We start from the raw sequence: 12,876 nt of genomic DNA on the forward strand, positions 1-12,876 counted from the left end.
GATGCATATGAGGGAGGCAATAAGAATGGAAATATTTAGCTATTTGGAAAAATATGATTATGAACAATTGGTTTTTTGTCAGGATAAGCAATCCGGCTTAAAAGCAATCATAGCGATTCATGATACAACATTAGGCCCTGCTCTTGGGGGAACAAGGATGTGGACGTACGAATCGGAAGAAGCAGCCATTGAAGACGCACTTCGCCTTGCCAGGGGGATGACGTACAAGAACGCAGCAGCCGGCTTGAATCTTGGCGGCGGGAAAACCGTCATGATTGGCGATCCGAGGAAAGACAAAAGTGAAGCGTTATTTCGTGCGTTCGGCCGTTACATTCAAGGGCTAAATGGCCGCTATATAACGGCAGAAGATGTAGGAACGACGGTAGCAGATATGGATATCATTCATGAAGAAACCGATTTTGTCACCGGTATTTCACCTGCATTCGGTTCATCCGGAAATCCATCCCCTGTCACCGCATATGGAGTTTACAAAGGGATGAAAGCAGCAGCGAAAGCCGCGTTTGGAACCGATTCTTTAGAAGGAAAAACGATTGCCGTACAGGGAGTTGGCAATGTTGCCTACAGCCTTTGCCGCCATCTTCATGAGGAAGGGGCAAACTTAATTGTTACCGATATTAACAAACAAGCGGTCCAACGTGTTGTAACCGAATTTGGTGCAAAAGCGGTTGATCCAACTGAAATCTATGGCGTTGAATGCGATATTTTTGCCCCGTGCGCGCTAGGAGCAGTGATTAATGATCAAACGATTCCGCAATTAAAGGCAAAAGTGATTGCAGGTTCAGCAAATAACCAGTTAAAGGATTCCACCCATGGGGATTTGATTCATGAAATGGGCATCGTTTATGCCCCTGATTATGTGATCAATGCGGGCGGCGTTATCAATGTTGCTGATGAGCTGTATGGCTACAATGCCGATCGAGCGCTAAAAAAAGTTGAGCTCATCTATGATAATATTGAGACGGTTCTTGCCATTTCAAAACGCGATGGAATTCCAACATATGTTGCCGCCGATCGCATGGCAGAAGAAAGGATTGAAAAAGTGCGCAACGCCCGAAGCCAGTTTTTACGGAACGGTCACGATATTTTAAGCCGGCGCCGTTCATGATCCAGATTAGGAAGGCTGTTGAATCAGCTTTATTAGCGTCTTTGCCTTTTTAGCTGGAGAGGAAAAGGGAGAATAACGTTAGCGGAGGTCAGAACGTGCCGGAATTAGAATATCGAATTCTTATTATTAACCCAGGATCGACTTCCACGAAGATCGGTGTTTTTGATAATGAAGTTTCCATTTTGGAAAAAACGATTCGCCATGATGCCGAACTTACCCATTCGTTTGAGAAAATGATCGATCAATATGAGTTTAGAAAAAAGACGATATTAGAGACTTTGGAAGAGAACGGAATCAATCTTTCGAAAATCAATGCTGTTTGCGGGCGCGGTGGGTTGCTGCGGCCGATTCCAGGAGGAACCTATACCGTGAATCAAGCGATGCTCTCGGATTTGCGATTCGGTTTTGCCGGCCAGCATGCCTCCAATTTAGGCGGTATTCTTGCATATGAAATTGCTTCCGGTTTAAACATTCCATCCTATATTGTCGACCCGGTTGTAGTAGATGAGTTGGAACCGATTGCCCGAATTTCCGGTTTTCCTAGCATTGAACGCAAAAGCATTTTTCATGCTTTAAACCAAAAGGCGGTTGCAAGGCGTGTTGCCCAGGATTACCAAAAGAAATATGAAGAAATGAACTTCATTGTTGCCCATATGGGTGGCGGCATTACAGTCGGTGTACACCAGCGCGGCAGAGTGATCGATGTAAATAATGGTTTGCATGGGGACGGTCCGTTCAGCCCTGAACGTGCCGGCACTGTGCCCGCAGGAGATTTGGTCTCGTTATGTTATTCTGGTGAATTTTACCTTGATGAAATGATGAAAAAGCTTGTCGGTAATGGGGGTCTTTTTGGCTATCTCGGCACAAGCAACGCTGTGGAAGTGGAGAAAAGGATTAAAAACGGGGACGAAAAGGCGAAACTGGTTTATGAAGCAATGGCCTATCAAGTAGCCAAAGAAATTGGTGCTGCAAGTACCGTCCTCTTTGGCAAAGTTGATGCCATTATTTTAACAGGCGGTTTGGCCTATGGCGCTCATTTTGTCAAAATGATTATCGACCGGATTCATTGGATTGCTGATGTGATTGTTCAGCCTGGTGAGAACGAGCTTCAAGCATTGGCTGAAGGTGCATTAAGAGTATTGCGCGGCGAAGAAGCTGCGAAAGAATATCCTGGTACTATCCAAATCACGAATCAATCGTAAATATTGCAATTGGGGGAATAAATTGTGGCACAAGAATATGATTTAGTCATTCTTGGCGGCGGAACAGGCGGCTATGTTGCCGCCATTCGTGCTTCCCAGCTTGGCTTAAAAACTGCAATCGTTGAAAAAGGGAAGCTTGGCGGCACCTGTCTCCATAAAGGCTGCATTCCAAGCAAAGCACTGCTAAGGAGTGCCGAAGTATTTGCAACTGCCAAAAAGAGTGAAGAATACGGTGTCGTTACAGGAGAAGTCAAAGTAAACTTTTCAAAAGTTCAAGAGCGCAAAAGCAAAATAATCGATACTCTTCATAAAGGTGTCCAGCATTTGATGAAGCAAGGGAAAATTGAGGTGTACGAAGGAATCGGAAGAATTTTAGGACCATCCATCTTCTCGCCAATGCCGGGAACGATCTCGGTTGAAATGAATAACGGTTCCGAGAATGAAATGCTTTTGCCAAAAAATGTGATCATTGCCACGGGATCAAGAACGCGCACTCTTCCTGGCTTGGAGATTGATGGGAATTATGTGATGACTTCAGATGAGGCACTCGCAATGGAGTCGCTGCCTAATTCCATTATAATTGTGGGCGGCGGAGTTATCGGGATCGAATGGGCCTCAATGTTGTCCGACTTTGGCGCAGATGTGACAGTCATTGAGTATGCCGATCGAATTCTCCCAACTGAAGACGTTGAAGTTTCCAAAGAAATGCAGCGGTTGCTGAAGAAAAAAGGGATTAAACTCGTCACCAGCGCAAAAGTTCTACCGGAAACATTTGTCAAGGACAACGGTGTTACGATTTCTGCCGAAGTGAAAGGAACCGAAAAAGAATTTAAAGCGGAGAAAATCCTTGTTTCTATCGGCCGCCAGGCAAATATTGAAGGCATCGGACTTGAAAATACAGAAATCCAAGTGGAAAAAGGCGTCATCGCAACAACTGAATTTTATCAAACAAAAGAGTCGCATATCTACGCAATTGGCGATTGTATCGGCGGGCTGCAGCTTGCCCACGTTGCTTCACATGAAGGAATCATTGCCGTCGAACATATCGCTGGTAAAAATCCTGCGCCAATGAACTATGCTTTGGTAGCAAGGTGCATTTACAGCAGCCCCGAAGCAGCGAGAGTCGGCTTAACTGAGCAGGAAGCAAAAGAAAAAGGCTTTAATGTGAAAATAGGCAAATTTTCTTTCCGCGCGATCGGGAAAGCCCTTGTTTTTGGCGAATCGGATGGATTTGTAAAAATAATTGCGGATGAAAAAACGGATGATCTTCTTGGCGTTCATATGATTGGCCCGCATGTCACTGATATGATTACTGAAGCAGGACTTGCCATGATACTGGATGCAACGCCATGGGAAATTGCTGGTACGATTCATCCGCATCCTACATTGTCAGAAGCAATTGGAGAAGCGGCCCTTGCTGTCGATGGTAAAGCAATCCATTCATAATCGATTGGCGGTTTTGGCAGTGATTTGGATGGCGTTACTGGGGTTAAACACGGAGCATTTCCATGAACATGTATAGGAGGTATATGACCAATGACTGAAAATCGTCATCATTCACTTGGTTTAAGTGATGAGAATGTGTTGCAAATGTTTGAGACAATGCTTTTGGCCCGCCGGGTTGATGAGCGGATGTGGCTGTTGAACCGCGCTGGGAAAATCCCATTTGTCATTTCTTGCCAAGGTCAAGAAGCGGCACAAGTCGGAGCAGCATTTGCGCTTGATAAAGAAAAAGATTATGTCTTGCCATATTATCGTGACATAGGTGTCGTATTGACATTTGGCATGACGGCAAAGGAGTTGATGCTTTCCGGATTTGCGAAAGCGGAAGATCCGAGCTCCGGCGGTCGGCAAATGCCAGGGCACTTTGGAAAAAAGCAAAGCAGAATTGTAACTGGTTCTTCACCTGTTACGACACAAGTTCCACATGCGGTCGGAATTGCACTGGCTAGCAAAATGGAACGAAAAGATTTCATTTCGTTTGTTACATTAGGCGAAGGATCTTCCAATCAAGGGGATTTTCATGAAGGTGCCAATTTTGCCGGCGTTCATAAGCTCCCTGTTATTATCATGGTCGAAAACAATCAATATGCGATTTCCGTTCCAGTTGAAAAACAACTGGCCTGCAAGCGTGTATCGGATCGGGCAGCAGGTTATGGCATGCCTGGATTTACAGTTGATGGAAATGATCCGCTGGAAGTTTATAAAACAGTTAAAGAAGCGGCAGAACGTGCACGCTGTGGCGAAGGGCCAACTTTAATTGAGACTGTATCGTATCGATTAACCCCTCATTCATCCGATGATGATGACCGCTCTTACCGTGCTCCCGATGAAGTTGCCACAGCCAAAACAAAGGATCCAATTAGTACGTTTGGCGCATATTTGAAAGAAACGGGTGTCATGAGTGACGAGCTGGAAAAAACAATGAATGACCGGGTCATGCAAATGGTGAATGAAGCAACGGATTATGCGGAAAACGCCCCATATGCTGAACCAGAAGACGCGTTGAAATATGTTTATGGTGACAGGTAAGGAGGAGGAAGTATGGCGGTAATTTCTTATATAGATGCGGTTACGATGGCGATTCGTGAAGAAATGGAAAGAGATCCGAAAGTTTTTGTGTTAGGAGAGGATGTTGGCAAAAAAGGTGGTGTGTTTAAGGCGACACAAGGTTTATTTGAACAATTTGGCGGGGAACGGGTACTCGATACGCCGCTCGCTGAGTCAGCGATTGCGGGTGTAGGAATCGGGGCGGCAATGTATGGAATGCGTCCGATCGCGGAAATGCAATTTGCCGATTTTATCATGCCAGCAGTCAATCAGATTATTTCGGAAGCGGCAAAAATTCGCTATCGTTCGAATAATGACTGGAATTGTCCACTGGTCATTCGTGCTCCATACGGCGGCGGAGTTCATGGTGCACTTTATCATTCCCAGTCAGTCGAAGCGGTATTCGCTAACCAGCCTGGTTTAAAAATTGTTATGCCTTCTACGCCCTACGATGTAAAAGGTCTGTTAAAAGCTGCAATCCGCGACAACGATCCCGTGCTTTTCTTTGAGCATAAGCGCGCCTATCGTTTAATTAAAGGTGAAGTACCGGAAGAAGATTACACTTTGCCGATTGGTAAAGCAGATATCAAGCGCGATGGTGAGGATATCACCGTGATCACCTACGGCCTCTGTGTTCATTTTGCCCTGCAAGCCGCTGAAAAATTAGCGAAGGACGGTATATCAGCCCATATACTCGATTTGCGAACCGTCTACCCGCTCGATAAAGAAGCGATCATCGCGGCTGCTTCAAAAACGGGGAAAGTGCTGCTGGTAACAGAGGATACGAAAGAAGGAAGTGTGATGAGTGAGGTAGCAGCGATTATTGCAGAGCATTGTTTGTTTGACCTCGATGCGCCGATCAAGCGCCTGGCAGGTTCAGATGTCCCGGCAATGCCCTATGCACCAACGATGGAAAAGTTTTTCATGGTGAATCCTGAAAAAGTGGAAAAAGCGATGCGCGAGTTGGCAGAGTTTTAATCATTATTTACCTTCTACAGAAAATCTTGTTGTGAGATTTTTAGAAAAAAGTGTTCGCTGTCAATAAGATCCGTTCATAAAGCCCATCAAGGTGTAAAAAGGGTATCGACGGTCAATAAGATTTGTATAGTTTTGAATAAGGAGGTCTACCCATTGGCAATTGAACAAATTAAAATGCCGCAATTAGGTGAGAGTGTTACCGAAGGAACAATCAGCACTTGGCTTGTATCCGTCGGCGATAAAGTTAATAAATATGATCCTTTGGCGGAGGTTATGACTGACAAAGTAAATGCCGAAGTCCCTTCCTCTTTTACAGGAGTAATTAAGGAATTGATTGCTAATGAAGGAGATACATTGGCAGTAGGGGAAATCATCTGTTCCATTGAAGTTGAGGGGACAGAGGATGAGATATCTGAGGCTATTGGTCAAACAGAGAAGCCAAATGCGGCCGAGCCTGAAGTTTTGGCTGCTGATCAGAGCAATAAAGCCCGGTACTCCCCTGCGGTTCTGAAAATTTCCCAAGAGCACGCCATCGATTTGAATCAAGTAAAAGGGACAGGGGCTGGCGGCCGGATTACGCGAAAAGACCTTTTGCGCTTGATTGAATCGGGCAATTTACCAAATGCAGTACAGGATGAAACGCCAAAGCAAGCGGATAGCCCACAACCGAAAACGGTTGAACAAACAGCAGTCTCTTCGAAACAAGAGGAACCAGCTCTAAGCATTCCGATTGCAGCTGGCGATATTGAAATCCCTGTTACGGGTGTTCGCAAAGCAATTGCAGCAAACATGCTGCGCAGCAAACATGAAGCACCGCATGCCTGGACGATGATTGAAGTGGATGCAACCAATCTTGTCGAATATCGTAATTCCCTAAAAGATGAATTTAAGAAAAAAGAAGGCTACAATCTCACTTTTTTCGCTTTTTTTGTTAAAGCAGTTGCACAGGCACTAAGGGAATACCCGCAAATTAACTCGATGTGGGCTGGCGATAAAATAATCCAGAAAAAAGACATTAATATTTCGATTGCCGTGGGAACAGAAGAAGCTCTCTTTGTCCCAGTAATTAAAAATGCCGATGAAAAATCAATCAAGGGCATTGCCCGTGAAATCACCGAGCTTGCCGCAAAGGTTCGGACAGGGAAGCTAAAGGCCGAAGACATGCAGGGGGGCACATTCACCGTCAACAACACCGGCACTTTTGGCTCTGTCCAATCAATGGGGATCATCAACTACCCGCAAGCAGCCATTCTCCAAGTTGAATCGATTGTAAAGCGGCCGGTCGTAATCAACAATAACATGATTGCCATTCGTGATACGGTGAATTTGTGCATGTCGCTTGACCACCGTATCTTAGACGGCATTGTTTGCGGCCGCTTCTTGCATCGTGTAAAGGAAATCATTGAGAACACGTCAAAATCGACTACTTCAATTTATTAAAAAAACACCCGCTTGCCAGTGTTGCTGGCTGCGGGTATTTTTTTACAGTACTATTGAAAACATGTTGAGATCTTTTTGAAACCTACATCCTTTTTAAAAATACATAGCTTACTTTATCATACGCCATTTTTTCTTCATAAAAGCGGTGGGCATCTAGCCGCTGCAGGCCGGATGAAAGTGAGACAATGCCATAACCGTTTTCCTTTGCCCAATTTTCGACAAAAGAAAGAAGCACCTTTCCGTACCCGTGTGAACGGTGTTGTACATCTGTTACCAAATCACAAACCCAGATGAACTCACCATTGTATAGTGTAATCATCGGCATAAAACCCGTGACGGCAACAACCTCGTTCTCAGTATATAAGGCGGCTATTTTGTAACCTTCTAAGCTTGCTGCTTTTTCCACCATCGTTAAAAATTCTTCCTCATTCAAATGAGTCCGCAATTGCTTCATTACCGGAAAGGCTTCTTTCCATTCTTCTGGATGATGTAATACTTTAATTGTAACTGTCATTTCATTTTCCCCCTTTTTTTTCATTGCTTTTCGCATCCGAACATATATCTTACTCCTTGATTTTGGTTATACTTATAAGCATTTTCTTCGTGCTCATATGGATAACTTCCTACAATGTTTGTTCCTGTGTCTTGATTATATCAAGACACAGGAAAAGTCGTATATATTATTGAAAAATTTTCTCTTTAATTATTTATGGTCTATAATGTATATATCAGAGTATATACGTTATAATAAGGAGGAAAAAGGGTGGAGTTTGAATGGGATAGGCATAACATAAGGCATATTCAAAGACACAATAGTACATCTAAAGAAGCTGAACAAGTTTTCTATGACCCTGACCGTTGCAAACATAATGCATATGATGGCAATAGAAAACTAATAGGAATGACAGAAGATGGTCGCATTTTGACCATTGTATATGAAAAAAAGAGTAATAAATTTAGACCTTTTACTGGGTGGGATTCAACTGAGTCTGAAAGAAAAGTTTACAGTCGAAGAAGGAGGTAATCAAGATGGAGGAAAACAAAAATAAAATTCCTAAAGAGCCTTTATATGATGAAAGAGGTAGAATCATTATTAATGACCCAATCGAAATTCCGAGTGGTATGACGGAAGAGGAAACGGTTAAATTCTGGAATACTCATGCTATGAGCGAAGAAATGTTGGAAGATAGTTTTATTCCAGAAGATGAGGAAGATGACCTTCCACCACCAAGAAAAACTTCATCCACTAAACAGGTTAATCTAAGAATCGAGAAAGATTTGCTTGACCGTCTACAAAATTTAGCCGCAATAAAAAATGTTCCTTATCAAACTCTTTTAAAGCAATTTGTAGTTGAACGTGTATACGAAGAAGAAAAAAGAGAAAAAGTGTTTTAAGCATTTTAAGACCAGCACACAAGCTGGTCTTTTGTCTGCTTAGCGGTCACTGAGGGAACGGCTCAAAGCCCGAAAGGTTCAAAAATCAAGCTCTACCGTCAATGGAAACGTGAATTCTTATTCTTATACCAAGACGCAAGCGGTTGCATGGGTTATTTTCATAGGGTAGTCTAGTAATAGATTGTTAATAAGTCATTTCGGGAGGGATATGTTATGCAAGACTTTGTTTTCCAAAATAGCACCAAGTTAATTTTTGGCAAAGAGAAAGAGCAGTTAGTAGGGCAAGAATCGGTTGTTTTTGGCAAAAAGGTTCTTTTGCACTATGGGGGAGGAAGTATTAAAAAGACTGGGTTATATGATCGGGTAGTTCAGTCATTACTTGAACAAGGAATTGAAATTTTCGAGTTGACCGGAGTCCAACCAAACCCTCGGGTAAGCCTTGTAAGAGAAGGGATTGCCCTTTGTAAAGAAAAATCAATCGATCTTATCCTTGCTGTTGGCGGCGGAAGTGTGATTGATTCTGCGAAGGCCATTGCAGCTGGTGTCAAATATGATGGAGATGTATGGGATTTCTTTGACGGAAAAGCGGAAGTAACCGATTGTTTACCAATCGGGGTTGTGTTGACCATTCCCGCTGCAGGAAGCGAAACAAGCGAAGGAACGGTTATCACGAACGGAGATGGATGGTACAAGAGATCGACAGGCCATCCAACCATGAGGCCTAAATTTGCAATCTTGAATCCTATTCTTACATATACCCTTCCTGCATACCAAACCGCGTGCGGGATTACCGATATGATGGCGCATATCTTGGAAAGATATTTTACAAATGAAAAAAGTGTGGAATTAACAGATCGCTTATGTGAAGCGGCGCTAAGAACGATTATCAATAATGCCCATACGGTACTGGAAGATCCGACTAATTATGATGCGCGTGCCGAGATTATGTGGTCAGGAACAATCGCCCATAATGATTTGTTAGGAACCGGCAGGATCGGGGATTGGGGCAGCCACGATATTGAACATGAAATCAGCGGCATTTATGACATCGCCCATGGCGCAGGGCTGGCAATTGTTTTCCCAGCCTGGATGAAGTATGTTTACAAACATGATCTTAACCGATTTGCGCAATTTGCGAATCGAGTATGGGATGTAGAGATTGATTTGAACAATCTAGAAAAAACAGCCTTAAAAGGTATCGAGAAAACAGAAGCATTCTTCCATTCGATTGGAATGCCAGTAAGGCTAACTGAAGCCAATATCGGGGAAGAACACCTGGAACAAATGGCGAAAAAAGGAACAGAGCGCGGCCCATTGGGCAACTTCGTTAAATTGCATGAAAATGATGTATTACAAATTTTAAAATTAGCTTTGTGAAAAAATGGTGCCTGCAAGGCTCTGCTTTCAGAAAATGAAATTCAGATTGCTTAAACCTGATCTTATCGGAGAATAATGAAAAACAACAAAAGATAGCCTTTTTTCCCCTTTTGCGATAAAAGCATACATAGGGGAGTTCTTAGGCAATTTTCTTAATAAAGTATGGCAAACCGTTTCGTTTTTGAAAAGTGTATGGTGAAATGATGTAGAATGACTTGGTGCTGCTGGGGATGGGACTTAAATTTCTAAATGATTATAGAGGTGAGCTTAGATGAGAAAAGCTGAGCAGAGTACGAAGTTAGATTTGGAAAGAATTATATTCATTGGAAGAACTTTCGAAGAATATTTGGATATGTTTTCTCTATCCATAGAAGCATTGAGGGGAAAGAAAATTCTTGATTGTCCAGCAGGAGCTTGTTCTTTCACTGCTGTTGGCAATAAGTCAGATTTAAATGTAACGGCTTGTGATATTGCATATGATTATTCAGGTGAAGACTTAAAAAAGAAAGGTCTGCGTGATCTTGAGCATGCGATGGAGAATATGGAAATAGCAAAAAGTAATTATAAATGGGATTATTTCAAGGATATAGAAGGCCTAAAAAAACATCGCTTAAGTGCCTTAATTGCTTGTACGGATGATATGGATAAATTTGGAATTAACTATATTTCTGCTGCTTTACCTTCTTTGCCGTTTAAAGATGAACAATTTGATCTCCTTCTTTCAGCCCATTTTTTATTTATGTATGCTAATCGGTTAGATTACCAATTTCATATCAAAACGGTAAAAGAGTTTTTAAGAGTTACAAAAGAAGAAATTCGGATTTTTCCATTAGTTGATTTGGAAGGAAAACGATATGAACATTTAGATCAATTACTTGCAACTCTTGTTGATCTTGGATGTTCCATAGAGGAAGCCAAAGTGGCATACGAATTTCAAACAAAAGCCAACACAATGTTAAAAATTAGAAAAAATAAGCAATGAGGGCTTTTATGGAAATAAGAATAGATGATTTAACTGGAACCGAAATTGCTGAATTGGTGAAGGAGCATCTACTAGGGATAGTGTGTTTATGACATTGGAAATATAAAAAAACCTCGCCGTTAATAAAGGGATTGGCGAGATTTTCCTAATTTGACGGGTTTAAATAAATCTCCTGACATTGTTGTTCCTGTTGAACTTGTAAATGGCAATTAAAAAGAACACAAGGGCGAAAGCGAATAAGGTTGCCAGGTTTAAAGATAGGCTGCTTAGTGAGTAGCCTTTTTGCAAATCTGCGATGGTGTCAAGCAGCCATCGTTGCGGAAGAAATTTTGCGATTTTTTGCGCCACTTTCGGCATGATTTCCACCGGCCAAAAGCAACCGGCCAACAAAGAGGTTGGGGTAATGATGAGATTCTGCAAAGCACCGGCGGATGTGGAACTAGGCGCAAAAGCAGTAATCACCAAGGACAACCCGACAGAAACGAGAGAAAAAAAACATCATAACACCGGTCATTTCCCAATATGGAATTCCTGAAGAGATGCCAAACACTTTTGTCATGACTGTCAAGGTGACAACGACCTGAATCGTCATGATAATCATGTTGACAATAACGTTGGAAAGCACAAATTTTCTCCCGTCGATCGGCGCCGACATGATTCGGAAATAGGTGAGATTCTCTTTTTCTTTTAAAATTAATTCAGATAATCCGGCTGCAGAGTTCAACATATCAATAACAGAAACCCAATCGTTTGGATTGTCATATCGTTGTTTTTGGAAGTATCTTTTAAATAACCCATTTGTTCTACACGGTTCAAAATGAATTCGACGCGATTTCACGGGAATTCGACGTTTTTTAAGAGGAATTCGACGCGTTTTGATAAGGATTCGACGCATCTCCACCTTAATTCGACGTCTTTAGAGGATAATTCGACGTATTTTAGAGGTAATTCTACATTTAGAGGGGAATCCAAATGAGCAATAAGAAAACCATTTCACTTGACCGCCTGATTGAAGAAGTAGATAAACTTTCGAAAAAACATACTTTACTGCTAATCGGCATCGACGGCTGCGGAGGTGCCGGGAAAAGTACGTTGGCACGCAACTTGGCCAAAAATTTTACAAATTGTACGATCGTTCATATGGATGATTTTTACCATCCTTCTGAAAAAATAATCAAGGCGGATCCTGCTGTAAAGCCGATCGGAGCAGATTTTGATTGGGAACGGCTCGAAAATCAGCTTCTTTTACCACTTACTCAAGGGCAAAACGGAAGCTATCAGCGATATGATTGGGACACGGATAAAATGGCCGAGTGGCATACTGTTCCTGCAACCGGCATTGTGGTGATTGAAGGAGTTTATTCGACCCGTAAGGAACTTTTTGGCTTCTATGATTTGACCATCTGGGTGAATACTCCAAGGGAAACTCGCCTGAAGCGGGGGCTTGAACGGGATGGAGAAGGGGCAAGAAGCATGTGGGAAGAGAATTGGATGGTTTCGGAGGATCTTTATGTAAAAAAGCAGCAACCTGATCAACGGGTGAACTTTATTGTTGATGGGACATACTAAGCCAAAAAGGCTGAGGAGTGAAAAATTTGGAAATTGTTAAACTTAATGATCGTCCTGACTTATTTGATGAAGCAGTTGATTTTTTTTGGCTGGAATGGGGAAATCCAGAAAATTTTCGCTTTTACTATGATTGCATGCTCAATTCTTGCAGTACTGAAAGCGATCTGCCGCGATTTTATATAGCCCTATTTGAAAATAAAATCGTCGGCTCTTATGCCTTGCTTCGAAATGATTTAATCAGCAGGCAGGACTTAACT

12 protein-coding genes and 2 pseudogenes are annotated in these 12,876 nt (G+C 42.5%); 12 read left to right on the forward strand and 2 right to left on the reverse strand.

Annotated elements, in window-relative coordinates; all coding sequences use genetic code 11:
- Positions 1 to 25 precede the first annotated feature (25 nt).
- From bcd to ACQYAD_RS17005, 6 genes are all read left to right on the forward strand, one after another.
- Positions 26 to 1,126, forward strand: coding sequence for a branched-chain amino acid dehydrogenase (gene bcd / locus ACQYAD_RS16980; protein WP_430239976.1), 1,101 nt, complete (start codon positions 26 to 28; stop codon positions 1,124 to 1,126).
- 95 nt (positions 1,127 to 1,221) lie between these two features.
- A complete protein-coding gene (buk, locus tag ACQYAD_RS16985; RefSeq protein ID WP_430239977.1) occupies positions 1,222 to 2,328 on the forward strand; it encodes a butyrate kinase in 1,107 nt (368 codons plus the stop codon).
- Between the two features lie 24 nt (positions 2,329 to 2,352).
- Positions 2,353 to 3,774 carry a dihydrolipoyl dehydrogenase gene (gene lpdA / locus ACQYAD_RS16990; RefSeq protein ID WP_430239979.1) on the forward strand — a complete coding sequence of 474 codons (1,422 nt, stop codon included), beginning with the start codon at positions 2,353 to 2,355 and terminating at the stop codon, positions 3,772 to 3,774.
- Positions 3,775 to 3,864: 90 nt separating this feature from the next.
- Positions 3,865 to 4,860: a thiamine pyrophosphate-dependent dehydrogenase E1 component subunit alpha gene (locus ACQYAD_RS16995; protein WP_430239980.1), complete on the forward strand. Its 996-nt coding sequence runs from the start codon at positions 3,865 to 3,867 to the stop codon at positions 4,858 to 4,860.
- 12 nt (positions 4,861 to 4,872) lie between these two features.
- On the forward strand, positions 4,873 to 5,856 hold the full coding sequence (locus tag ACQYAD_RS17000; RefSeq protein WP_430239981.1) for an alpha-ketoacid dehydrogenase subunit beta: 984 nt from the start codon (positions 4,873 to 4,875) through the stop codon (positions 5,854 to 5,856).
- A gap of 153 nt (positions 5,857 to 6,009) precedes the next feature.
- Positions 6,010 to 7,296, forward strand: coding sequence for a dihydrolipoamide acetyltransferase family protein (locus tag ACQYAD_RS17005; RefSeq protein WP_430239983.1), 1,287 nt, complete (start codon positions 6,010 to 6,012; stop codon positions 7,294 to 7,296).
- Between the two features lie 82 nt (positions 7,297 to 7,378).
- On the opposite strand, the gene ACQYAD_RS17010 is transcribed toward ACQYAD_RS17005, so the two are convergent.
- Positions 7,379 to 7,810 (reverse strand): GNAT family N-acetyltransferase, encoded by a 432-nt coding sequence (locus tag ACQYAD_RS17010; RefSeq protein WP_430239985.1) that lies wholly within the window; start codon positions 7,808 to 7,810, stop codon positions 7,379 to 7,381.
- Positions 7,811 to 8,059: 249 nt separating this feature from the next.
- On the opposite strand from ACQYAD_RS17010, the gene ACQYAD_RS17015 reads away from it, so the two are divergent.
- From ACQYAD_RS17015 to ACQYAD_RS17030, 4 genes are all read left to right on the forward strand, one after another.
- Positions 8,060 to 8,320 carry a hypothetical protein gene (locus ACQYAD_RS17015; protein WP_430239986.1) on the forward strand — a complete coding sequence of 87 codons (261 nt, stop codon included), beginning with the start codon at positions 8,060 to 8,062 and terminating at the stop codon, positions 8,318 to 8,320.
- Positions 8,321 to 8,325: 5 nt separating this feature from the next.
- Entirely contained in the window at positions 8,326 to 8,691 is a 366-nt protein-coding gene (locus ACQYAD_RS17020; protein ID WP_430239988.1) for a CopG family antitoxin, read from the forward strand.
- Positions 8,692 to 8,904: 213 nt separating this feature from the next.
- Positions 8,905 to 10,068 (forward strand): iron-containing alcohol dehydrogenase, encoded by a 1,164-nt coding sequence (locus tag ACQYAD_RS17025; RefSeq protein WP_430239989.1) that lies wholly within the window; start codon positions 8,905 to 8,907, stop codon positions 10,066 to 10,068.
- A 271-nt stretch (positions 10,069 to 10,339) separates the two neighbouring features.
- Entirely contained in the window at positions 10,340 to 11,050 is a 711-nt protein-coding gene (locus ACQYAD_RS17030) for an SAM-dependent methyltransferase (RefSeq protein WP_430239990.1), read from the forward strand.
- Positions 11,051 to 11,209: 159 nt separating this feature from the next.
- On the opposite strand, the pseudogene ACQYAD_RS17035 reads toward ACQYAD_RS17030, so the two are convergent.
- A pseudogene (locus ACQYAD_RS17035) lies at positions 11,210 to 11,839 on the reverse strand (ABC transporter permease); the annotation flags it as partial.
- Positions 11,840 to 12,040: 201 nt separating this feature from the next.
- Here ACQYAD_RS17035 and ACQYAD_RS17040 point away from each other — a divergent pair.
- Positions 12,041 to 12,619: a uridine kinase family protein gene (locus tag ACQYAD_RS17040; protein ID WP_430240022.1), complete on the forward strand. Its 579-nt coding sequence runs from the start codon at positions 12,041 to 12,043 to the stop codon at positions 12,617 to 12,619.
- 26 nt (positions 12,620 to 12,645) lie between these two features.
- Positions 12,646 to 12,876, forward strand: a pseudogene (locus tag ACQYAD_RS17045) (GNAT family N-acetyltransferase); the annotation flags it as partial.

Origin of the sequence: Neobacillus sp. SM06 (assembly GCF_050496765.1) — a bacterium.
Taxonomy (GTDB): Bacteria; Bacillota; Bacilli; order Bacillales; family Cytobacillaceae; genus JAEVLT01.